We start from the raw sequence: 22,729 nt of genomic DNA on the forward strand, positions 1-22,729 counted from the left end.
TCTTAATAAGCTCCGCTAGCTTCTAGTTGTTGGAAAAGGTCTTGAATATTGTTTTTCTCAAACCTAGAGTCGATTTGTTGTTTTTTAATAAATTCAATCATCATTCCACAGTTGGGATTTCGTTTGGTAAAGATTTGCATTAAGTTCTTTCCGTTTATAATTTTTGTTGCAAACTCCATACCTTTGTTTTCTAAAGTAGAAACGAGCTTATCCATGTCTTCTACTTCAATTGCAATGTGTTGAACCCCAGGGCCATATTGCTTCACATACTGACTAACTTGTGAATTTTCATCGACACCTTGAATCAACACAATATTAAAACCATGGGCACTTAACTCCGCAGAGTGCATACCTGAAAACTCTCCTTTGATTTCTCGTTTTTGAACCAACTCAAAGCCCAAAAGCCCTTGATATAAAAATAACGCTTCTTCTAAATCCATAACAGCAATTGCTATGTGGTCAATTCTTGCTGGAAGTTTATATAAATTTTTCATTACGAATGTTCTTATTTATTTAAGTTTATCCCTAGGTAACAACTAAAAACAGGTTCATTGCTACTTGCACACATATGACAACTTAGACTTATCTATACAGCTCAAAGTATGGATCTTCGATAAAACAAGGGCATCGATCCTTCTAGAATTATCTATTTTGTGTCATTTGTATCCTAAGTATCCCCTTTGTTCGATTTGCTCCCATCTCACACGTGAGACATGCATCTCATATTGTTATATCACTATATTATTTAGATGCGGTGATATCTCACTAAGTACAGCTTACTTCGGTCATGGCCGCTGCCTGCAAAGGGCTGCTGAATCGAAGACTCAGTAGGTCCCTGACAAGTTTTAGCCACCTATTTACTCTGAATTCGACAGTATGGAAATAGCGCTATAAACTGTTTGAATACAGTAAGCCTGTAGCCACACATGGTGAATAGAGAATTGAGTAAAATAATTTTATTGAGCCAACAGGTTGTCTTTAGCCTTTATGGTTTATATTTATTGTTATGTTAGCTCTTTTCAGATGCTAACTCAGAACATAAGAAGTGGTCAAGACTAAGGAATTGCTTTTAGTTCAATAGTCAGCGAATATTTCGTCTTAAGTCTGTAATAAACTAGCCCCTGACAGGCGCTATATACCACTTTGCTCAATGCAGTTCGGTTAGAAATTAATTTTTTTATTTTGAGTATGGACTATCAACATAATTTGGTGTTAAGGTAAAAAAGTTACCAAAATATAGTAATAACACTGTTCTAAAACCTGAATAAAAGAATAATTTATAGTGCATATATAGCCAAATCTAAGTTTTATGCAGCTATAAGTAAGTTTTATGAATATCAGTATACTACGCATTACTTTGATTTTTATCTCCAATTGTAGGAGTACTAAATCCATAGACCAGCGTTAAGTCTCGTCAAAAACTGTTGAGACGATATTCATCTTCAGTATTCAAACCAAGTTAAATTGCGTTTGGTATACCGTCGAGTTCAGTGAATAACTAATAGGTCACAGGTAATTAATATAACAACCATAATCATAACCAAGGCATGATGTGCCGCAGTATGGGTATGAGCAAGTAAAACAGAGATGTCTTAAAAGAGGCAACAATAAACCATTCGTATTGTAGTAACCCTCACTTTTGGTTTATTAGGATAATATTATAAAAATAATTGGAGAAAAAATGAAACCTACTGAGCGCCGAAGCTTTATTAAAAAACTAGCCATTGGTACGTCTGCCGCTGTTATTGGAGCAAAAGTTCAAGCCCAAGATATTACACCAAGCGAAATGGAAGGACCTTACTACCCAATTACACCGCTAGATGACAAAGATGCAGACTTAACCCGTGTAAAAGGTAAGTCAGGTGTAGCAAAAGGTGAGATTATTGAAGTGTTTGGTCAAGTGTTAGACCAAAACCTCAACCCAATTGAAGGCGTTACAGTAGACCTATGGCAGGCGAATACCTATGGTAAATATCATCACCCGCATGATCCAAACCCTAAGCCTATAGACGAAAACTTTCAACCATGGGCGATACTCAAAAGCGGTAGCAAAGGTGACTATAAAATCAAAACGATTATGCCTGGGCTGTATCCTATCGAAGGGACCGACATGATCCGCACAGCGCATATCCACTTTAAGATCAGTAAAAACGGTTACAAATCATTGTTGACTCAGATGTATTTCCCGAATCATCCAGCGAATGCAGATGATCCACTGATTCTAGAAAGAACAGAAAAAGAGACTGCATTGATGACGGCCAAGAAACTAAAAGATTCACCTGAAGGTATCCCACAGTATCAGTTCAACTTCATCATTCAAAAAATATAAGGAAGCACTTCATCGGCTTGCCAAAGCCGACGTTATTGATATAAGACAATAAACTAGGAATATAAAATGAATATACAATGGGGAAGAATTCTAATAGTGGGCTTTTTGATTGAAGTGTTGGCTATTGTCTTCTTAAGCTTTATCAACCCGGCTTTTTTTAAATTACCTCTCACGCATGAGTCAGTTTCGGTGGGATTGTTCTTTGCAGCGCTCATTGCAGCATTTATTGTCTGCTTTAAGTTGCAAAAAGATCAATTGGTGAATGGCATACTGGTTGGGATATGGACTGTGCTAGTTTATGTCATTATCAGTGTCTCCGCTGAACTTGCTGGGCTATTTCAAAACGACTACGATATGGAATACTTCGTTAAGCACCTAGCAAAAATTGCAGGGGGTGCAGTCGGTGCATTAATTACAATTGGACTGGTAAACAGAGCAAATGTAAATAAAGCCGCCACAAATTAATACTCATAAACACCCTTATAGGGCGATACAGTTTAAACACTGTATCGCCCTTTTTTTCCTCTCCCCACTGCTCTTCCTTTTAATGATGCAAGAAACATTTCCTTTAATAAGCGAAAAAGCTTAGTACACCGTGGATTAAGGGGGCAGTTTAGAACGTGTTGTCTTTATAAAGGCGATTGCGCCGTATATACCTTGCTGCGCCCAGTATTGATACCATAGCCCACCTATGCGCATTTTAGCCTCACCTGTTATCCAATTTATTTAGGTGGTGCTCGTTTTGCTGCAATAGGGTAAATCAGAAGCCGCTCGCATATTGCGCCATAGCCATAGCCATAGCCATAGCCATAGCCACGCACACTCCCGACACTTCAACTCAAAGTAAACTCCTCTGCGCTCGCAAGGTAATTTTGAAGTAGCCTGAGAACATCGCTTGTGTTGTCAATACAGCGGCATTAACGCAGTCATTATATATTGCACATGTAGCACTAGAAGTTTATCTAAGATACAAGAGCCAATCGGGCACGATGACAGGGAAGTGGATGAAGTGCAGCGACAACTTACAGAGTAAGCACAATATAAAAAAGCGACCCTAATGCATAAGGCCGCTTTGATCCTCAAGAGTAATATTGACTAGAAAAATTAAATCTGTCTTAAGCCCTCGCTCGGCTCTTGTGACGTAATCTTTCTGCATGGTATATAGGTTGCCGTCAGTACCATCAGGGTAATAAACACCGGAATACCCACTAGGCCGATAATATAACCATCTCCGCCAATCAGCATGGATTGTGATATTTGGTTAACCACCCAAAGAGATAGACAGATACCAGCAATCAAACCAGCCATTAGCTGCAAGCCGGCTTCTTTCATAAACAAATTAATCACGCGACTATTGCTCGCGCCTAAGGCTCTTCGAGTCGCAATTTCTTGGCTTCTAAGCGTAATACTGTTCGCAGATACCGCATAAATACCACTGGCAGCTAAGAACAAAGCAACTAAACCACACCACAAGAAAATGGTATTCACCGCATTCACAAGCTGCATTGGCTGTGAAATCAGCTTATCATAGCTTTGTACATAGTGAACGGTAACATCAGGGTCCATTCCCGCGATAGTTTCACGTAGTATTGCTTCAGCTTGCGCTTGAGAGCCAGAGTAATGCACCACCATCTCCATCGTCCACGAACGTAAATCCATGACGCCATAACCGGTATGCCATGCACTTGTTGCTTTCATCGTTGGGCCATGGACACTGTCAGAGACAATTCCAATAATAGTTCGCCACTCTGTATGCCAATCGCCTTCATCAACCGTACGCACACGTTGTCCAATCGCATCACCATTAGGAAATAGATCACGTGCCATTGACTCATTAATGATTGCCGGGGAGCCACCATTTTCTAAGTCTCGAATATCAAAATCTCGACCTTCGATAATTTCCATGCCAACGGCATCCCAAGCGCCACGGCTGACTAGCTCAAAGTTCCACATTGGGTTTTCGTTATATACCAAGGCTTCTTTGCCTTGAATTTCAAAATGCGAACTCCCGCCACCTGTACCGGGTAAACTGGTAAAATAGGCAACTTGATTAATGTTCGAGTTTTGCTCCAAGTTATCTTTTAGCTGGTAATAAAAGTCGTTGCGCTTATCACGTGGATCCCGTGGATAAGTACTGGTGGGTAGTAGCAACTGCGCCGTAATTCGGTTTTCAGTGTCGACACCATAATCTGCATTTTGAGAAGAGTAGCTGGTATAGAGTAATACTGTTGCCACGACCAATACAACCGAAGACAACGCAATCTCAGTCACGACTAAGGCTTTGTTAGCACGGCCAGCTTTTTTACCCAACGCCCCGCGAGTACCATCTCTCAAGACAGAGTTCACATCTCCTGACAAAGCACGCCAAGCTGGGATAAAGCCCGTCACAACAATCATAAATACAACTGCCGCCACCAACACCATCGCAGCATCAAAGTTTAAGCTTAGGTACCACCAAAATGGTCTTGCATCACTCACTGCAAAGATTTGGTCGAACACAGCATTTGTAACGCGTACCCCCATCAATGCAAACAACCAAGCCACGAGGCCACCAATGATACAAATAAACAGACTTTCCCATAACATTTGAAGAATCAGGCGCTTTTTCGGAATACCCAATGCGATACGAATCGCCACTTCTTTGATACGCTCATTGACCCGTGCCAGCAGGAGGTTACCCACGTTAATACAAGTTAAGAATAGAATGAGTGCCACGACCACCAGCATCGCAACAAATATCGTATAGTGATTAGCAACACTGTCATTTGTTAACTTATATGGAAACGCTCTGATATAACCGCCAGGCGACGAAGCTCGCCAAGCAAACTTTTGTGACAAAGATTGAAACTGCTGCTGAAGTAGACCTTTTAGCTCTTGTTGAAATTGCTCTATAGATACACGCTCTTTTAATCTTGCAACCCCATACATTGAGTCACCGTAAGCATCTGATGGAACGGCTGGCTGCTGCTGAGTTATGAGTAGAGGTTCCCACACTTGCGCCATAGACGGAAATGAAAACCCAGCAGGCATCACCCCAATCACACGCTTTGGCACTCCATTTACTCTAATGTTAGACCCGATAATGTCAGGATTTTTACCCAGGTATTTGGTCCATACATCATGACTTAAGACAATCACAGGCTCAGCACCAACCTCTTGATCAGCTGGGCTAAACCCTCGTCCCATTTGAGGTTGTACACCGGCTACTTCAAATAAATTCCATTGGCTGTAGCTTGAGTGCAACTTTCTAGAACCGATATCATTCCCTAACCCACTAATAATGGTAGTGCCAGTTCTATACACACTCATTCTTTCAATCAATCTTGATTGTTCACTGATGTGATTCAAATGGTATGGGTCCGTTCTTTGACCTCGTCCATGTGCTTCTCTAAATTCACCTTCAATCGCAACCAAAGGTGTGTTGCCTTGCATCGTCAAAGGTTTAAAAATCAGTTGAGAAAGTAATGAATAAGTATAGACCGTCAAACCTAACCCTATCGCAACAATTAGTACCGACGTGATAGAGAATATCGGCTTTTTCATTAAAAGCCTAAACGCATATTTAATATCAATCCAAAATGACATGGCTATTTCCTTTATACCGCAACCGATGTAGGCACAGAGTTGTATTTATCAGAAATAACCTCACCATCGAAAACTTCAATCACACGTTGTGTTCGTGCTGCAGATGCTGGGTCATGGGTAACCATGCAAATCGTTGCGCCATCTTCATTTAATCCTTCTAGTAGCGCCATGACTGATTCTGCATTTTTCGAGTCTAAGTTACCTGTTGGCTCATCCGCTAAGATAATTGCGGGTTTACCTGCAATCGCTCTGGCAACCGCAACACGCTGCTGTTGACCACCTGACAATTGCGAAGGATAGTGGCTCGCACGGTGTGCCATATCTACTTTTTCAAGTGACACACGTACCATCTCTAAACGCTCGTTCTTTGATAAATCTGTTCTGTAAGTCAATGGCAGTTCGATGTTCTCTGCCACGGTTAAATCACTGATTAAGTTGAACGACTGAAATACAAAACCAATCTCTTTATTTCTAATGCGTGCTCGCTCATCTGAATCAATATCCGAAGCATCGTGCCCTGCGAGTTGATACAGCCCGCCTGTGGGTGTATCTAGCAAGCCGAGTAACGACAGCAACGTTGACTTGCCGCACCCTGAAGGTCCTGTAATGGATAAGAAGTCCCCTTCATGGATCTTCAGGTTAATGTTTTTTAGTGCACTTGTCTCAACATCATCAGTATAAAATACTTTGGTTAAATCTTTCAGTTCAACTAAGACCTTTTGATTATTTGTGTTGTTCATGTCTTTCCCCTAATTGATACGAATTTGTTTATGTTGTTCCCAAGCAGATGCGTCTGACACAATGATGCGCTGTCCTTCATTTAGCCCTTGTTCAATTTGGATGTACTGTGTAGACATGTGTCCAAATCTCACTGCTTGCATATCAGCATGCTGGCCTTTGTTATCTATACGATACACATTTGACTGGCTAAAGCTGTTTGCAAACATTGGTCGCTTCACAAATAGCGTGTTAGGTATCGTGTTAATTTCAATAACACCATCAACGGTTAACTCTGGGCGAACTTCTTTAGGCAAATCACCGACTAGTTCAATGTCTACCTGAACAGAGCTGTTTACAACCGTCGGGTCAATACGCTGTACCTTACCCTCAATTTTGCTGCTGCGAGTATCCAATAATACACTTTGACCAACAACGACATCTTTAATTAGCTTCTCTGGAATACGTAACTCTGCAATATATAGGTCGCTACGTGCCAACAGTGCTAAGTTTGTACCTGCATTTACTTCTTGACCTAACTCCATCGGCATTTCTTGTACAATGCTGTCCATTGTTGCCGTGACTTTTAGGTTTGCAACCTGTTGTTCGATGCGCTCCACGCTTCTCAACATCATATTAAGGCGCGCTTCACTCGCATCAATCTGCGCTTGTAAGTTTTCACGACGCTTATCTAAACGCTGTTGCTCAAGGGTCCAACGTTGCTCATATTGATGCACATTCATTTTTACTTCTTCAAAGTCAATTTTTGAGATGGCATCAAACCCTTGGTCAAATAGCTCTTTTTGAGCATTTAAAGTCAACTGACTCCTTTCAAAGTTTAGCTTTTCATTCATGACCGCAATTTCTTGGTCAAGTAATTCAGATTCTAAAGCAACACGGCGCGCACGCGTTTCGGACTCTAATGCTTGTAACTCCCATTTCGCTTCAGCTAGCTGTTGCTGTAATTGAGGGTTACTTAGTTCAAATAGCAAGTCCCCTTTCTTGACAACAGCCCCCGCCTTTTTAAGGATACGTTCTACGCGCCCTGGCACGTTAGTCGCAATCCAACGAATGTCTTTTGGCACCATCACACCTGTGCCACGCACCGTAATGTTTAAATCTCCGCGCTCAACTGTTCCGATTAATAAGCTATTTTTGTCTACTAAGTAAGACGCATTGCTTGTATTAAATAAAAATAGGAAGCCAACAAATGTTGCGACTACCAATGCACCAATGCTGATTGCTTTCTTGTTTGTTTTATTTTTCTTTTTGCGAACTATATCCATAATCAACTCATCATCATTATTCTTTGCGTTTAAGCCAAGCTATCGTGCTGGGCCATTTGATGTTGATAAATATAGCGAGCCGTTCAAAAACGAAACAGACACAAAAAGTAAAAAAACATGGTGCTAAAGTTTACAAAAGTTTGCATTCCATTTTTTAAGGAAATTGATACACTATGAAAGAGGTGTTGAAATTCAATGACCTTTCGTAAATTATAATAAAAAAGATTACACTCTAATTCAACAGAAGTTTTTACATCAATAAAGGAAATAGTTTGAGTATTAAACCAAAGCTGCTCATCGTAGAAGATGAACCAAGTATATTACGTGGCCTAACAGACCTGTTTGTTTTTCATGGTTACGACGTAGAAAGTGCCGCGGATGGTAAAGAAGGATTGGACAAGGGGCTTGAGGGGGAGTATGCCTGTATTCTCTTAGATGTGATGCTGCCTTCAATGAATGGGTTTGACATTTGCAATGCGCTTAGAGCACATTCGCGCACGCAGCCAATTATGATGTTAACAGCTAAAAATGCAGAAGAAGACATTATAAATGCACTCACTTTAGGTGCTGACGACTATGTAGCAAAGCCCTTCTCTACTTCAGAATTGGTATTAAGAGTGAGCGCTTTAGTGAGACGCTCAGGGTGGACAGGTGAAGACAATAGTATTGTGTTAAGTAATGAAGTATCAATTTGCCTGCAATCCCTAACCGGTCAATCATACCAACACGAAACAAAGTATACCCGCCGTGAAGCCGAGATTTTAGCGTACTTACACCGTAAAAATAGTCCTGTGTCTCGTGATGAACTGTTAAAAAATGTATGGGGATATAAAGAAACTCGCGATATTGATACTCGTACCGTAGATATTCATATTGCGAAAATACGAAAAAAAATAGAAGTAGACCCAAAAACACCTAAGCATTTGCTCACCCATAGAGGTGAAGGCTACCAGCTATATAAACTATAAGAAAAATAATTATGCTATTTAAAAACAAACGCTTACTCAATCACTCTCAACGTTTAAAGCGTTTACAAGTCTCTGCTATTTTGTTTTTACTACTCTTGCTGACACCCCTGTCTTCTCTTTTGTACTTTAGTTATCAGCAGTCAGAGCAAAGTCGCTTGTCTGAATATGAACAAGAGGCAAGCAACCTAGCAAGAGTCATTAATCGAAAGTTATTTAGAAAGCTATCTGTGAGTAACCAGTTGGCGACGGATGCTTTTAATTATTATCGCTATATCCATAACCCTGTCACTAAGCAGACACAGCAAGTCCTATCTCCGCTCGCTCAAATTCACAAAGAGCCAATGATCCATGGCTTAGTTGGCTATTTTCAGATCGATGGGCAAGGTCAGTTTAACTCTCCGGTTTGGCCTTACGTAGTCTCGGAAGATGACATTCATAGTGTCCCTGGTGACAAACAAACACTCGAGCTAATTACACGGCATAAAACAGCGACGACGGTGTACCAAGCTGTTTTCAAATCCAATGAGATTACACAACACTTGCAAAGTGGTCTTGCGCAAAATGAAAAGCTCTTCAATATCATATTTGACGTACCTGAGTATCTGATTTTTTATCGAATAGTCACCCTTGTAGATAAACCTGTTATGCAGGGATACGTTGTAGAGAGAGATCCATATTTACATCAACAAGTCGCTGAAATATTGGAATTAAGAAGCTTTAATGTGCCAATTTTAGTCACTTTAAAAGAGGTAAACCAACTTAATGAAGATAAATACTTTTTTTACTCTCTAGTCGATGGCGAGCCTCTAATTGAACGGCCAACAGACATAGATAAGTCATATACACAACAATTGATTTTTGAAACTACGCTACATTGGCCATATCGTAATTATGCCATTTCACTGTCATCAGCCGCATTGCCAATAGAGAATGCTGTCATTTATAGCGCAATTTTTAATGCCATATTAATTTTGGCCATTTTATTTGCTTGCTATGGGTTTTATCGTTTCAGTGTTAAGCAACTCGAATTGGGTGAAGAAAGGCTCAACTTTATCTCATCAGTGAGTCATGAATTGAAAACACCACTGACATCTATCAAGATGTATTCTGAAATGCTTAAATCCGGTGCGATTGTTTCAGAAGCGCATAAGGGCGAATACTACGAGTTTATTTGTAGCGAAAGTGAACGCCTTGCAAGGTTAATTAATAATATCTTGCAGCTCTCAGCCTTTGGCCGAAACCAGCAAAATGTTGAACCAGAATACACAAAACTAACTGTTTTACAGGATATTATTCGCTCTAAAACGTCTTCACTCATAGAAAAACATAACTTCGATCAGATTCTTTCTATGGAAATGGCTCACTTTGAGGACATTCAAGCGCTTGTTGAACCCGATGCGTTTACTCAAATCGTTATTAACATTACTGATAATGCAATTAAGTTTTTCGAATCAGCCAAGATTGAAGATTCAAGCCGAAGAAAAGTAGACTTTATTTTCCGCAAACACCCTAAATTGAAAGATATGGTGCAACTAGAGATCCGTGACTATGGAAACGGTATTTCAAAAGAGCAAGAAGAGAAGATCTTCGATTTATTCTATCGTGGTGAAAATGAACTCACGCGCAATTCTCAAGGTACAGGCATTGGATTATCATTGGTACAAGAATTGGTATTAGCTCAGCAAGGGGAAATCCAAGTGCAAAACAGACACCCTGGGCTTGCCATGTTGATTTCGTTCCCTATGAAAACCACCATAGCAGAGTAAAAAATACCGATTTTATCAATTGAAAGCCCCCATTTGGGGGCTTTTTATTTTAGTAACCCTAGTAGCCAAGTTTAAACAAAGGGTAAATACATCCCAGTGACGCTTTTATTTGTGATACAAAGCAATGCCTCTTTATCTTTTGAGCCCCCTAATACCGCCAAGACATGCGTACTCAAATCACGTTTATTCCCTTATTGAGTTCGACAACTCACCACTTCAAAGCAACGGTGAAAGCTTGTTCTTGCAATGATACCGTAAATTACGGGAAGACTGCGCAATACAAACGAAATCTTGCGCACAGAGAAACATCATACTATTAATATTGATAGGACGGAGTCAGCAAGCTTATGCCCAAGATAGCATCAAGTAAGTTTAAGGTATCCAAAATAAAAATGGTCTCACGCATGAGACCATTTTTATTTTATATTTTCATTCTGTATATGCATGTTCAAGTCGCAATCATCAATATCAACTAAGTAGTCACCTATAAAATGAACAAAAGCAAATTTAAGCTCAGTTGATTCGCGTTCCTCGCTTCTGATGCTCTGCGCTGAAATATCAACTATTAAATATATTCTGCAATACGATTATTCAATGTTTCGACAACCTCTTTTGCATGAGAGTCTATAAAGAAGTGATCTCCATCATGCATAACCACCTCTGACGCTCGGAAAAATGCTCCCCATGAGTTTAAGTCTTCACTATTAATTGAGTCGTCATAACCTGATAGCACTGTCACATCTGTGGGTATAGTAAACTCTTCGTGACATATATACTCTTCAGCAATCTTCATATCTGCCCTTAACGTTGGTAAAAGCAATTGAATCAATTCATTATTTTCTAAGACTTGCGCTGGCGTACCATTCATACGCTTCAACTCATTTATAAAGTCTGGATCTGACAGGTTATGGATTACCTTGCCAAAGCATTCTCTTTTTGGGCTCGCACTGCCTGATGCAAAGAAATGTATCGGAGGCGGAAATCCCCTTGCAACTGCCTGACGAACAAGCTCAAAACCAACCCGGCTACCTAAACTATGACCGAAAATGATGTAATCCCCCTGCAACAAGTCGCTCACCTGAGGCAATAAAGCTTCAACCAATGAATCCATATCATCGATAGGTTCTTGCGCAAAGTGCGTGCCTCGCCCTGGCAACTGAACAATATTCAACTCCACATTTTGAGTTAACATTGATTTCCATTGAAAATACACTGGCACACCACCACCTGCATATGGAAAACAAATAAGTTTAACTTTTGCATTATTTTTTTCGGGTGTAACCACCCACCGTTCTCTATTCAATTTCCTGTTCCTAATAAATATTAAACTTTTCCATCGCTTACTTAAACTTTTTATAAAGCTGCAACAAGATCATGTGATCGCAACAAAACTATTTTTTTACCAAAGTAAGCACATAATTTTTCTGACATAGCTAATTTGAGAATTCAGAAAATACAAAAATTAATTAAGTTGAGCCAACATCAAAGGGGTTATTGAAGCACACGCTACTAGCCACCTTTATAGACTCGCTCATTTAACTTTTTATTATTTCCTCAATTTAAATCAGGCTATAAACAAATAAATTTAAAAATAGCAAGCATGTTCACGCACACACGCCATTTTTACACACCGGATAAAAACAAGTAAAATCAATCCAATTTTATTAAAAGTTAAAAGCCAAAATAAAAATTCATTTGAATTTATAACAAACCTATCTATCCGTTACTGTTTAATACAAATTAACATGGAGAATTTGAAATAAGAAGGCCGAACAGCACAAGTTAACAAAAGTTTACATTGCACATATCTCACTGCTTTCTAGGCTACTACAATATCTTGAAGAACCGTTTTAGCGCACCGTTTATTTCGTCATGATCAGTCCAGTCAAGCGCGTCCCAATCAACGCCTGAGTCCAAATGATTAGCATTTGAAAACAGTAATTTTTTCAGTGCTTTAGGCTGGGTTATTTTAGGTAAGTTGTAAGCTTTTTCTCGCCTATCTCGCCCGTGTTTTGCTGAAATTTTAGCTGAAATTCTGCTCGCAATACATTCTTTATCTTTTTGGCTAAGTACTGTCTTATTGTTTTCTACTTTGTACTCGACCTCACATCCCAAGACAATTTTCTTTACTTTAATAAACGATTCACAAAGACCATCTTCATATGCTTTCACCACATCAGAATATCGGGTTAATACATTGTAATTATCAAAAGCCCCCATCGATATACCCAAGTGTTTGGCCTTGTCTTTCACTGTCAGCTTCTTCTTACCTATTTTGAGTTTGGCTTGCTCTACTCCTTCAATTTCATTCATCGCTGAAATGAAAGCTTGTAGCTTTCCATATTGTGGTAAATCCTCCCTACTCGCATTTTCCTGAAACTGCTTAACTTTATACAATAAGGGCCTTTCTTCATAAACTTTAAACTGCGCGGCACAATCAATTCCAAACGTATATAACAAAGCAAAGAATCGTCTATGCCCTGTCAATATTTGATATCTACTGTCGCCCACTGGATAAACGGTTGGCACTTGAATCATTTCAGATACCGCGATATTTTCCCCAAGTTCAATAATAGACTCTATTGTTTGGTTGGCTTTTTTCCAGTTATGTGTCCCATGTTCCAAACAATTTAAAATACATCCTTTACCTATAATTACTTTATAATTTGCATCGTATAAATCGATTAATTGTTTTCTTGTTACTCTACGCTCTTGATATTGCTTTGCATGTTCATTTTCGATAAACACACAAGGCAAAAATCGGGCATTTGTCTCATCTGGCAATATAAAGTTTAAAAATAGAGATTTATATTCAAAGTTTTCACTATGGAGCTGCTCACTACTATTCAATGTAGCGAGTATTAAATCATCTCTGCTATTTAGCATATTTGTGTTTTTTACCTAATTTAAAGGCATATGAATTTTTACATATCCATATTCCTTTGGTTTACACGAGATAAAGACCTCGCAAGACTTCCAAAAAAGTTATATATGTAGAAAGGCTACTACAAAGAATAACTTATTCCCTTTTTCTTTTGCTGTGTAGTTATATACTAAAGTGGAATAGCACTTACAGAATTTCCGGTTATGATCCGCTGATAATTAGACGTGCTTTCAAAAAGTATATATCAGTTCTACACTACCAACTTATCATTAATATAGCAATCTCAAAATTTAAAACACCAACCTAAAAAATACATTTCATTTACCTTAATAAAACCTTTAAGAAACATTAAAGATTGACCACTTTGATGATGCGGATATTTTTTTTATGCTCAGAGCGTAGCTTACTGAGATACTTCTCAAAAAGGGATCCCCTATGTACTCGACAAAATGAAGCACAACTGTAACATTGATACAAGTCAGGGCTTAAAAGATAGTGGGTATCGGCATACATATCCGATCATCGATTAACTAAAAGGCGTATTCATACAAATTTCGCGTGCAAATACGCCGCTTATAAATAGGCTATTTATATTTAAGCTGAGTGAACTGAACCAATGTAATCTGGCTTACCATCCGTACAAGAACGCGCATCATCTCCATCGAACTCTTCTAGGATGTATATTCTCACTTTAAGCTGAAAATTGTTGGCGGTGACCAACTTGTCAACCATTGAGCCTAAATTTGGATCCTGATACGAGATCGTGAGGGTATCGTATGCACGCCATGTTGTTGGGTTATATGCCTTAACCACAACACCTCGGCTGGTATTTGTCACGCTGTGAATTTCCGCTAGGCACGAAGTCGCAGCAAACGCATTAAATGACATAGCAGAAATAACTGCTGTACCAGCAATGGCCAGATTTTTAATCAACGTTTTCATGATATTCCTTTAATGTTTGTTTGATTCATATTTTATGAGTACAACTGCTTACCGAGTTGCCCTTTCAAGTTAAACAGGAAACATGTAGTTAACATGACGATAGGGCAAAGATTAAAAAAAACTCTTGGAAAAGCAGGATCCGACATCACATCCACCTAACACGCAATTGCATTGCGTGTTCTGACTTCACTAAATTAAAAACAGACGATAGAATCTGCGATAAGTAAAATTAGAGTGGGTATCAATATGAACCACGAAGAACTCCTAATCAGACAAGCAACGGTTTCAGACAAACAGGCGCTTTTAAACTTTGAGCAAGCAGTTATTGAAGCCGAAAGACCGTTCAATTCACAAATAAAGGATCAGGCACATTATTATGACATCGACCACCTTATTAAAAGCGATACTTCATGCCTGATCGTCGCACAATACAACGGGGATATTATAGGAACAGGTTATGTTTCGATACGTGCGTCAAAGCATTCCCTTGTCCATGAGCAACATGGTTATCTCGGATTTATGTTCGTTAGTCCTGAGTATCGAGGTCAAGGTGTAAACCAACGTGTTATCGACGCATTAATAGAATGGGCCAAATCAAAGCGTATCCATGACTTTTATTTGGATGTATACAGTGAGAATCAAGCTGCGATCAACGCTTATGAAAAACTCGGGTTTAAACCCACCCTGTTAGAAATGAAGGTGAATATCGCACAATGATCCCACGCCCGAGCTCGGCCTCGGGTTTCCAATACGTCATGATTGCACTCAAAATTTTCAAATTGGCAAAGTTTCGAGCTGAACGACAAATACTGAAAAGCGTTACTTTACGGCGTGTTGAACAAGAAAAAATAAATGCTTACAACCACTCGATGACATACATATCGCCATCAGCAAAAACAATGGATAAATGATTTAAAATATCAAAGTTTATTTTGCTCAACTCGTAAGTTTAACAGTGCCATATAAACACATGTTCAAATCATGCCATTGAGTGGCGAAAATAATTACCTCGCTATCATTGTCTACAAACGGGCGCTTGTTCGTGTTGTATCGTTCCCAGTTAACTGGACAATTGGACATACTTTGCACCCAAGCAAAGCTCCTAAAAATAAAATTTTCGTCTACACTGAAATTATTCTGCAGCTCACAAGGTCTTTTTCAGCAAGTCGTCCGGAGCGCAAATAAATTGCTTTTTTTGTATCGCGCGCAATTGCAAAAAAAGCCAATAAAAAGGCAATGGCCAGAATAATGCACACAAACAATATGGTGCGATTCGATGCCATTCGATACTTGGCATAACCAAAAACACGAGGAAAATACAATGAAAGCATTAACAGGCGCCGCTATGGCAATGATGGTTGCGGGACTTGTGGGGTGTAATTCAACAAGTGAGTCAGGTGCTTCAAGCAGTGCCACTGCTGCTAACACGGGCGCAGCAAAGACTGATTTAGTTCACTGTTATGATGTTAACGTTTGTGGCGGGCACAATGACTGTAAAACAGCAAGCAATGCATGTGCAGGTCAAGCCTCATGTAAAGGTACAGGGTTTGTTGGCATGCCTTCTAAAGCTTGTGCAGACGTCGGCGGTAAGCAAAAAGATGACTGGGTGGGCAGTATTGCAAAATCGGACTTAGTACACTGCCATGATGTCAATATTTGCGGTGGTCATAATGACTGTAAAACAGCAAGCAACGCGTGTGCAGCGCAAGCTTCATGTAAAGGGACTGGTTTTGTCAACATGCCTGAAAAAGCATGTAAAGACATCGGCGGTAAAGTAGGTAGTTAACATCTATGAGGTGACTCGCTCAACAGCGAATCACCTTAACTTCACAATAGCGAGTTTAGATTGAGTATTACACCCCCCCCTTATGTCGGCTTTGGTTTAGGTTTACGCACGTGCTACTTTGAAGAGATTTTAACCACCCAACCTAAGGTTGATTGGTTTGAGATTATTTCTGAAAACTATTTCGTCGATGGCGGTAAACCATGGCATTATCTGGCACAAATTAAAGAGCGTTACCCTATTGTGATGCACGGCGTTTCTATGTCTATAGGCAGTACCTCTAGCATCGACTTTGGCTACTTAGATAACCTGAAAAAAACAATCAATCGGGTTAACCCTCTTTGGGTATCTGACCACCTTTGTTTTTCATCACTGGGCGACTTTAATAGTCATGATCTTTTACCAATGCCCTATACAGAAGAAGCGTTGACACACTTGTGTGAGAGATTAAACATTGTCCAAGACTATTTGCAAAGGCCTTTAATTTTAGAAAATGTGTCTAGCTATCTAACATACGAAAGCTCGCAAATGAGCGAGTGGGAGTTTTTATGTGAGTTACATAACAGAACGCAATGCCGTTTCTTACTTGATATCAACAACATCTATGTCAGCGCACGTAATCATGATTTCGAGCCAGAAACATTTCTCAATGCCATGCCTGAAGAAGCCATTGCGCAAATACATTTGGCAGGGCACAGTGATTTTGGCAGTCATGTGATAGATACGCACGACCAACCTGTTTGCGATCATGTCTGGGATCTTTTTCACCGTTTTGCAAAAACGCGCGCGCCAATAAATACCATGATTGAACGAGATGACAATTTTCCACCCTTTAGCGACCTTTTGACTGAATTAGAACATGCTAGAACACTTGCACCACAGAGGTGGAACACACATGAATGCGCTTGAACAATTGCAACTAGACTTCATTAATATGCTCAGTCAAGGGAATAGGGAGTTTGAAAAGCATATTGCGGATCAGGCGGGTGTATTGGCACCCAATCAACGCGCAGAGATTTACCAGAATGCCTACCGGATCAGGTTGACTAAAGTATTGGAACAAGACCACGAAATACTGGGGCTTTACCTAGGAGATACGCTGTTTGATCAGATGGTTCAAGGCTATCTGGCCACGTTTCCTTCGAGTGCGCCATCGCTGAGGGCGTTTGGCGACAATCTACCCAAATTTTTATCTGAGCACCCTCCTTTTTGTGATCACGGCATACTGCACGAAATGGCCTTGTTTGAAAGGTTGCTACTGAGTGCATTCGATGCAGCAGATAGCGACACCTTACAATTTTCGCAACTACAAACGATTCATCAGTCGAATTGGCCAAATATTCAGTTTCAACTACACGAAAGTGTACGTTTGCTAACCTGCCAATATGCAACCATTGAAAGCTGGCAAGCACTCAAAAGTGACCAAGCGCCTCCGTCACCCGACATCCAATCGCCGCACTACTGGGTCATTGCCAGAGAACCAGATAAACGTACCGGGTTTTACCCGCTAACCCGCGTTCACTATCAATGCCTACAAAGTATTCAGAATGGGCTGCCTTTTGGTTTTGTCTGCGAAACCGCCGCTCAATACACCGAGTCAGAAGAACAAGGTACGCTTCAAGTCATGGAGCTGCTTCAACAAGGTATTGAATTGGGCTGGTTTAAAAGTGACATCAAACTTCAGCAGATATAGGTGACACAATGCGTTTAAGACAAAAGTTTCAACTTTACCAGTTCAGTGTCATATTTAGTATGGTGTTCGCCTTGATCGGGTTTAGTTACAACACGTGGCGCTTAGAAGCCACTGAAAACAACAATAATACGAGACTTGCTTGCTTTGAAATACTCAAAGAACTGGCGGCGCTAGAGCAGCTTGTCTATATCGCGCATTACGACGGCGACTCAGTCACAGCTAGCCCAAGAAAAGGCTGGATAAAAGTTGGGCTCATCAATGACTTCAGTTACCTGACCAACACACAAGTGCAAGCCAATGCAGGTAACCTGCATCAAACTTGGACAGACAACTGGGAAAACATCTCCACAAGTAGTCAATCAGTGGAGCTGATCGTGCGCGACATTGACAAAATTAAAAATGATATCAAAACGCTCCTCACCACCTTACAATGAGGGCACTCGTTTTGATAGGTGCTCTCTCAATTTAAGTGTTATAGCGACGTATTACCTGCCGATTTGATGCACCTATTTGAAGATTATTTTCGCCCTATCATCTTTTGGCATAGCGCATACATCTTACGGTTATATGCTTTAGCAAAATTATATTTTTCAACCCGCGCTTTTTTCTCTTCAGCACTTTTCAACACATCTCCCGTACCAGCAAGAAACTTAGTGCCACAATGTGCCTTCAATTTTTCGATAGGTATGTGCTCTAAACCCGGCGAGACAGGCCGCCGACCTTGAGTTAAAAACAGACGGTAGTCACGGTTTTCAAGGGCTTTTTCAACTTCAACATCAATGTTCAATACATCACTTTTGGTAACCGTACTCGTTTGCTCTGGCCCTTGAGAAAGTGACTGTCCTGTGCACCCGACAACCCCCCATAAACAAGCCAGAATTTGCAAGCGTCTCATCTATTACTCCTAAAACTAATCCGCGTCATGATTAACAGTATCAATACATTCAACATGAAATATACACTGCCAGAAGACCCACCAGAGTCAGATGGCGTGGTGACTGTAATGGTTACTTGAGCCGAAGACTCTCCCCCAGAGGCATCTTTGATACTATAAGTGAGTTGCTCTGTTCCCGTAAAATTAGCAGCAGGTGTATAGGCAAGTTGATTGTTAGACACAAACACATTGCCACTGCCTTGATAACTCACACTGCCTATTGAGAGCGCATCACCGTCGATATCAGTGTCGTTGGCCAGTACATTTAATGCATTGCTTTGGCTATTTTCTATTACCGTAAAAGCGTCACTTATGGCTTGTGGTAAATCGTTTACCGCTGTTACTGATATTTGCGCGTTAAAAACATCACTGGATAACGCCCCCCGAGTTGCCGTGATTGGTACCGTTAGCGCACCATTAAAATTGGCACTTGGTGTGACAATAAGCCCTGTAAAACTATAATTTTCACCAGCTTGAAGTGTCAGTGTTTCTGCGTTGAAGCCACCAGCGTAGCTAAAGTCATCCACCGAAAGTGTAATACTACTGTCCTCCGCGAGTGTTAAAGTTTGCTGCGCCGTTATCTCAGGCGCAATAGGCTCACTCGACCCATTCACAGAGATGGAACCAGCACTCACCGCAAAGAAAATGTTGTCCACACAGGAAATTTTGATTTTTCCCTGTGAAGAGCTCAATAACTGAGACAACGTCACAGTGTGCTCGCCGTCATTATCGACATTGCTGGCCAGACTGGTTGGAAAAGACTCGCCACCATCTAGAGACAAAAATATATTAACTTGTTGGCATGAAATGGGCGCATTTTCACTACCAGCGGTATGCCATTTTATCTGCTGGGTCCCGAGATCCCATTGCGCCCCAGCACTGGGCTCAGTCACACTGAAACCTTGTTGATTGCTGATAACATTGACAATCATCGCGTCATCGGCAATGTTACCTGCACTGTCTCTAACCAATAATTTAAAATTGAGCGGCCGAGTCGTTGTTGGTAAGGCTTCACCATAACTTGATTGCCCAGACAAGACATCAGCTAATTGAGGAAACGTTCTCTCACCGGTTGTTGTGGGATTGAACACCCGAAAGAGCGGCCCGCTCCCACTATCTGTCGAGTCTTCTTGCGCACTACTCGTGGCACTTCCCAAGTCGCTTTGCTGCCAACTGTAACTGAGCGTATCTCCCTCATTGTCTGTAGCACTGCCTTTCAATGTAAACGGCGTACGCGCGGGGATGGAATAGTCAGGTCCCGCATTGACAACGGGCGCTTGATTCGTTTTTGCAGTGCGAGTACCACATGTGCTACCACCCGTTTGACGCGTAAATGCTGCCATCTGCTCCAAAGAATGGACATGAAAGTAAGGGTCTGAGTTGGTCTGTAAGTTTTGCGATTCACAAATACCCGTGTAGGCCATAATTGTCGAACCACTGCCCGGCTCAAACGCTGCTGAGTCCACTCGATTGCCGCCACACGCTCCAGCGAGCCCATTGTATGTATGGTCAGCACCGAGCTGATGTCCTATTTCATGAGCAACATAGTCAATGTAAAACGCATCATTCACAGGTTGTGGATTCCCCGTGACGCCCTCTGCTTTTGCCTCACTGCATGCCACCCCAAACCCAGCTAGGCCACCGCCTCCCGTCCCAACCAAATGGCCAATATCATAAGCTTGTGCGCCTATGGCACCATCAATCACAGTAGTAAGATTATCTATATCAGTATCATCGTTTACAAATGGGTCTGAATTAGGGTCTAAAAAAATCAGCGTATCGTTATTGTCAACCAATTCAAAAGAGGTTGACAGATCTCTTAAGTACACTTGGTTTATTCGGTTGACGAGCGTCACCAGTGCGGCCATTACGGTCGATTTTGTACCACCGTGAAACTGGCTATATTCTCCCGTTGTAGTGATGGCCAACCGATATTTAACGTCTTCAGACAAAGGGGTTGCAAAGCTTGGCGTGTCAAAAGGTTTGGCGCCTTGAGGCAAGCTGATCTCCGGATGTTTGATGGGCTGATTAAAAACGTGTGCGCCAGCCACATTTTTCATTGTCCTTTTGTAGTACACCTGATAATACCCATCAGGTGAAGACTGATTAACCGGATCAATATACACCGTGTCATTTTTAAAGCTATACATGCCATGAAAGCCATTGGGAGTGTAATCAAAAGTCCCCCGAACATGCGGGTTGCCGACTTGAACACCAATGAATGTTTTTATGTTTGGATATTTACGCTGGAGCGAACTAGGCATCACAGCATAGGGGATGAGCCTAAAGCGCAAAAGGGTGCCTTCAGGGCTTGGTATATCGACCACGATATTTTGGGAAGACAATAGGTGCTCTAAATATGCGCTATTTAAATGGGACTCAAGTGCACCGGTGTGATTTGATTGCGAGGGTTTATGTGAATGACTCTGCCACAGTACTTCATTGCCTTGTGACCAAAATGCAACTGTCAATAACACGACAAAAACAGCAACAGACTTTACCATAAAGCCACCTATTACTTGAATTCAATTATTACAGCATAGTCACATTGGAAGTAATTGCCTGAAATCATCCCCATTTATTAACCGCTATTTTAAAATATCTGGTAAGACATACATTCACATTGCTCAACCAATACGCTTAGTAGGCCTTCATATTGCTTACTCGCAAAGCACTGACGCTCGATGCCTTATCAGTACCCAATTTCGTGAGATATCTCTTACAAGTCGTGTACGCAATACCTGTAATAAGTTGTAATTACGTACAAATACTCGTCAGACCACTTGAATCTATTATGCAAACCTCTTAAAGTGCAGGTCATCAGATTTGCACAGGGAACAGCAATGATTTTTTTAATAAGATGGATAAGTTGTATCGCTATGATAACGTTATCACTCATTTATCTAATAGAGAGTGAGTTTCTATACACAATACTTTTAGCAATCTTTGCCTATATTTTGAATCCGGGTACTCAGGGTTCATCTGTTGAGTACGAGAATGGTAAGCGATTATTTGACAAGTACCTTGTTGATAAACCTAAACGAAGAAATAATCTGAAGCCTTGGTAACAATCGCAGGCTTTTTATCGGGCTACACAATACTTAGGGCCCGATAAACATTTTATTGTGTTCTGCCAGTGCCCTTTTGATTTTATCAATCAAGACTTTATTGGTATCCAATTGAAATGCCATACACGCACGTCTATCTGAAGAATTGCGCACCTCAAGTGCTGGCTCAACATTGCTGTAATCGACCCCCATTAACCTCAGTCGTTCGTACATGGTGTATTCTGTTGTCAGCAGAAAATCAATGCGACCCGCAACCAGCTTTTTCTGCGAGGCACTCGGATCAGCGGTAATATCAAGGTTCACACCCGCTTCAAAGCCTTGATTAACTAAATACTCGTGCACAACACTCCCCCGTACAACGGAAATAACGTATTTTTTTGCCTCTTCTATAGAGTTAACTTGGATATCATCGCGACTTTTTAATTTAAACAAGTACTGACGAACAGGCCTCATGAGTGGGCATGCCCATTCAAATAGCTTTTCTCGCTCTGCATTTCTGTAGATTGAGTAAATCATCGTATTTGGTTGGGTTTTGGCAAGCTTCATTGAGCGAGCCCAAGGGTATAAACGAATATCGTACTCGACTCCAGCGGCATCAAGCACTTCTCTTACTTTTTTTGTCGCGCGTCCTACAATCACTCCGTCATCATTAGCATAGTTGTATGGCACCCACTCCTCTGTTACAACTTGAAGCTTAGGTAAAGGTGCCGATACCGCATTCAATGCGATGCAGCAAAATAAAATAGCTAACCGTGTAAGTAAACTTAACACGTT

At 40.8% G+C, this 22,729-nt stretch carries 19 protein-coding genes; 9 read left to right on the forward strand and 10 right to left on the reverse strand.

The genetic code is table 11. The features are described from left to right. Positions 1 to 2 precede the first annotated feature (2 nt). Positions 3 to 494 carry a VOC family protein gene (locus tag L1286_RS08925; RefSeq protein WP_235406557.1) on the reverse strand — a complete coding sequence of 164 codons (492 nt, stop codon included), beginning with the start codon at positions 492 to 494 and terminating at the stop codon, positions 3 to 5. 1,187 nt (positions 495 to 1,681) lie between these two features. On the opposite strand from L1286_RS08925, the gene L1286_RS08930 reads away from it, so the two are divergent. Beyond that, positions 1,682 to 2,329 carry a dioxygenase family protein gene (locus L1286_RS08930; RefSeq protein WP_235406558.1) on the forward strand — a complete coding sequence of 216 codons (648 nt, stop codon included), beginning with the start codon at positions 1,682 to 1,684 and terminating at the stop codon, positions 2,327 to 2,329. A 66-nt stretch (positions 2,330 to 2,395) separates the two neighbouring features. Continuing rightward, positions 2,396 to 2,794 carry a hypothetical protein gene (locus L1286_RS08935; protein WP_235406559.1) on the forward strand — a complete coding sequence of 133 codons (399 nt, stop codon included), beginning with the start codon at positions 2,396 to 2,398 and terminating at the stop codon, positions 2,792 to 2,794. Between the two features lie 639 nt (positions 2,795 to 3,433). On the opposite strand, the gene L1286_RS08940 is transcribed toward L1286_RS08935, so the two are convergent. Genes L1286_RS08940 through L1286_RS08950 form a run of 3 tightly spaced genes read right to left on the reverse strand, consistent with a single transcriptional unit; the run spans position 3,434 to position 7,917 of the window. Further along, complete coding sequence (locus L1286_RS08940; RefSeq protein ID WP_235406560.1) at positions 3,434 to 5,914, reverse strand: ABC transporter permease; 2,481 nt, start codon at positions 5,912 to 5,914, stop codon at positions 3,434 to 3,436. Between the two features lie 11 nt (positions 5,915 to 5,925). Then, the gene (locus L1286_RS08945; RefSeq protein WP_235406561.1) at positions 5,926 to 6,654 is read right to left on the reverse strand and encodes an ABC transporter ATP-binding protein; all 729 of its coding nucleotides are present in this window, start codon (positions 6,652 to 6,654) and stop codon (positions 5,926 to 5,928) included. A gap of 9 nt (positions 6,655 to 6,663) precedes the next feature. Then, entirely contained in the window at positions 6,664 to 7,917 is a 1,254-nt protein-coding gene (locus L1286_RS08950; protein ID WP_235406562.1) for an efflux RND transporter periplasmic adaptor subunit, read from the reverse strand. 272 nt (positions 7,918 to 8,189) lie between these two features. On the opposite strand from L1286_RS08950, the gene L1286_RS08955 reads away from it, so the two are divergent. Together L1286_RS08955 and L1286_RS08960 are read left to right on the forward strand one after the other, a co-directional pair. Continuing rightward, the gene (locus L1286_RS08955; protein WP_235406563.1) at positions 8,190 to 8,885 is read left to right on the forward strand and encodes a response regulator transcription factor; all 696 of its coding nucleotides are present in this window, start codon (positions 8,190 to 8,192) and stop codon (positions 8,883 to 8,885) included. 11 nt (positions 8,886 to 8,896) lie between these two features. After that, entirely contained in the window at positions 8,897 to 10,651 is a 1,755-nt protein-coding gene (locus tag L1286_RS08960) for a sensor histidine kinase (protein WP_235406564.1), read from the forward strand. 565 nt (positions 10,652 to 11,216) lie between these two features. On the opposite strand, the gene L1286_RS08965 is transcribed toward L1286_RS08960, so the two are convergent. The 3 genes from L1286_RS08965 to L1286_RS08975 form a co-directional block, all read right to left on the reverse strand. Then, positions 11,217 to 11,954 (reverse strand): thioesterase II family protein, encoded by a 738-nt coding sequence (locus tag L1286_RS08965; protein ID WP_235406565.1) that lies wholly within the window; start codon positions 11,952 to 11,954, stop codon positions 11,217 to 11,219. Positions 11,955 to 12,478: 524 nt separating this feature from the next. Continuing rightward, complete coding sequence (locus L1286_RS08970) at positions 12,479 to 13,537, reverse strand: hypothetical protein (RefSeq protein ID WP_235406566.1); 1,059 nt, start codon at positions 13,535 to 13,537, stop codon at positions 12,479 to 12,481. Between the two features lie 592 nt (positions 13,538 to 14,129). Further along, positions 14,130 to 14,477 (reverse strand): hypothetical protein, encoded by a 348-nt coding sequence (locus L1286_RS08975; protein ID WP_235406567.1) that lies wholly within the window; start codon positions 14,475 to 14,477, stop codon positions 14,130 to 14,132. A 246-nt stretch (positions 14,478 to 14,723) separates the two neighbouring features. On the opposite strand from L1286_RS08975, the gene L1286_RS08980 reads away from it, so the two are divergent. The 5 genes from L1286_RS08980 to L1286_RS09000 all read left to right on the forward strand — a co-directional run bounded on the left by L1286_RS08980 (position 14,724) and on the right by L1286_RS09000 (position 18,387). After that, positions 14,724 to 15,194: a GNAT family N-acetyltransferase gene (locus L1286_RS08980; RefSeq protein WP_235406568.1), complete on the forward strand. Its 471-nt coding sequence runs from the start codon at positions 14,724 to 14,726 to the stop codon at positions 15,192 to 15,194. 604 nt (positions 15,195 to 15,798) lie between these two features. Then, positions 15,799 to 16,263: a BufA2 family periplasmic bufferin-type metallophore gene (bufA2, locus tag L1286_RS08985; RefSeq protein WP_235406569.1), complete on the forward strand. Its 465-nt coding sequence runs from the start codon at positions 15,799 to 15,801 to the stop codon at positions 16,261 to 16,263. 60 nt (positions 16,264 to 16,323) lie between these two features. Then, complete coding sequence (gene bufB / locus L1286_RS08990) at positions 16,324 to 17,169, forward strand: MNIO family bufferin maturase (protein ID WP_235406570.1); 846 nt, start codon at positions 16,324 to 16,326, stop codon at positions 17,167 to 17,169. After that, positions 17,156 to 17,953 carry an HvfC/BufC N-terminal domain-containing protein gene (locus L1286_RS08995; RefSeq protein WP_235406571.1) on the forward strand — a complete coding sequence of 266 codons (798 nt, stop codon included), beginning with the start codon at positions 17,156 to 17,158 and terminating at the stop codon, positions 17,951 to 17,953. Before bufB ends, L1286_RS08995 begins: the two co-directional genes overlap by 14 nt. 8 nt (positions 17,954 to 17,961) lie before the next feature. Next, positions 17,962 to 18,387, forward strand: a complete 426-nt coding sequence (locus tag L1286_RS09000; RefSeq protein ID WP_235406572.1) for a hypothetical protein — start codon at positions 17,962 to 17,964, stop codon at positions 18,385 to 18,387. Positions 18,388 to 18,470: 83 nt separating this feature from the next. On the opposite strand, the gene L1286_RS09005 is transcribed toward L1286_RS09000, so the two are convergent. From L1286_RS09005 to L1286_RS09015, 3 genes are all read right to left on the reverse strand, one after another. Beyond that, positions 18,471 to 18,848, reverse strand: a complete 378-nt coding sequence (locus L1286_RS09005) for a hypothetical protein (RefSeq protein ID WP_235406573.1) — start codon at positions 18,846 to 18,848, stop codon at positions 18,471 to 18,473. Then, complete coding sequence (locus tag L1286_RS09010) at positions 18,845 to 21,391, reverse strand: reprolysin-like metallopeptidase (RefSeq protein WP_235406574.1); 2,547 nt, start codon at positions 21,389 to 21,391, stop codon at positions 18,845 to 18,847. Before L1286_RS09010 ends, L1286_RS09005 begins: the two co-directional genes overlap by 4 nt. A gap of 597 nt (positions 21,392 to 21,988) precedes the next feature. After that, positions 21,989 to 22,726, reverse strand: a complete 738-nt coding sequence (locus tag L1286_RS09015) for a substrate-binding periplasmic protein (protein ID WP_235406575.1) — start codon at positions 22,724 to 22,726, stop codon at positions 21,989 to 21,991. Positions 22,727 to 22,729 lie beyond the last annotated feature (3 nt).

It is taken from the genome of Pseudoalteromonas sp. SMS1 (assembly GCF_021530565.1).
Classification (GTDB): domain Bacteria; phylum Pseudomonadota; class Gammaproteobacteria; order Enterobacterales; family Alteromonadaceae; genus Pseudoalteromonas.

What these genes read in the sequence shown, in the direction of transcription:
- L1286_RS08925 (WP_235406557.1), bottom strand. Translation starts at nt 494, where the DNA reads ATGAAAAATTTATATAAACTTCCAGCAAGAATTGACCACATAGCAATT.
- L1286_RS08930 (WP_235406558.1), top strand. Translation starts at nt 1,682, where the DNA reads ATGAAACCTACTGAGCGCCGAAGCTTTATTAAAAAACTAGCCATTGGT.
- L1286_RS08935 (WP_235406559.1), top strand. Translation starts at nt 2,396, where the DNA reads ATGAATATACAATGGGGAAGAATTCTAATAGTGGGCTTTTTGATTGAA.
- L1286_RS08940 (WP_235406560.1), bottom strand. Translation starts at nt 5,914, where the DNA reads ATGTCATTTTGGATTGATATTAAATATGCGTTTAGGCTTTTAATGAAA.
- L1286_RS08945 (WP_235406561.1), bottom strand. Translation starts at nt 6,654, where the DNA reads ATGAACAACACAAATAATCAAAAGGTCTTAGTTGAACTGAAAGATTTA.
- L1286_RS08950 (WP_235406562.1), bottom strand. Translation starts at nt 7,917, where the DNA reads ATGGATATAGTTCGCAAAAAGAAAAATAAAACAAACAAGAAAGCAATC.
- L1286_RS08960 (WP_235406564.1), top strand. Translation starts at nt 8,897, where the DNA reads ATGCTATTTAAAAACAAACGCTTACTCAATCACTCTCAACGTTTAAAG.
- L1286_RS08970 (WP_235406566.1), bottom strand. Translation starts at nt 13,537, where the DNA reads ATGCTAAATAGCAGAGATGATTTAATACTCGCTACATTGAATAGTAGT.
- L1286_RS08975 (WP_235406567.1), bottom strand. Translation starts at nt 14,477, where the DNA reads ATGAAAACGTTGATTAAAAATCTGGCCATTGCTGGTACAGCAGTTATT.
- L1286_RS08980 (WP_235406568.1), top strand. Translation starts at nt 14,724, where the DNA reads ATGAACCACGAAGAACTCCTAATCAGACAAGCAACGGTTTCAGACAAA.
- bufA2 (WP_235406569.1), top strand. Translation starts at nt 15,799, where the DNA reads ATGAAAGCATTAACAGGCGCCGCTATGGCAATGATGGTTGCGGGACTT.
- L1286_RS08995 (WP_235406571.1), top strand. Translation starts at nt 17,156, where the DNA reads ATGAATGCGCTTGAACAATTGCAACTAGACTTCATTAATATGCTCAGT.
- L1286_RS09000 (WP_235406572.1), top strand. Translation starts at nt 17,962, where the DNA reads ATGCGTTTAAGACAAAAGTTTCAACTTTACCAGTTCAGTGTCATATTT.
- L1286_RS09005 (WP_235406573.1), bottom strand. Translation starts at nt 18,848, where the DNA reads ATGAGACGCTTGCAAATTCTGGCTTGTTTATGGGGGGTTGTCGGGTGC.
- L1286_RS09010 (WP_235406574.1), bottom strand. Translation starts at nt 21,391, where the DNA reads ATGGTAAAGTCTGTTGCTGTTTTTGTCGTGTTATTGACAGTTGCATTT.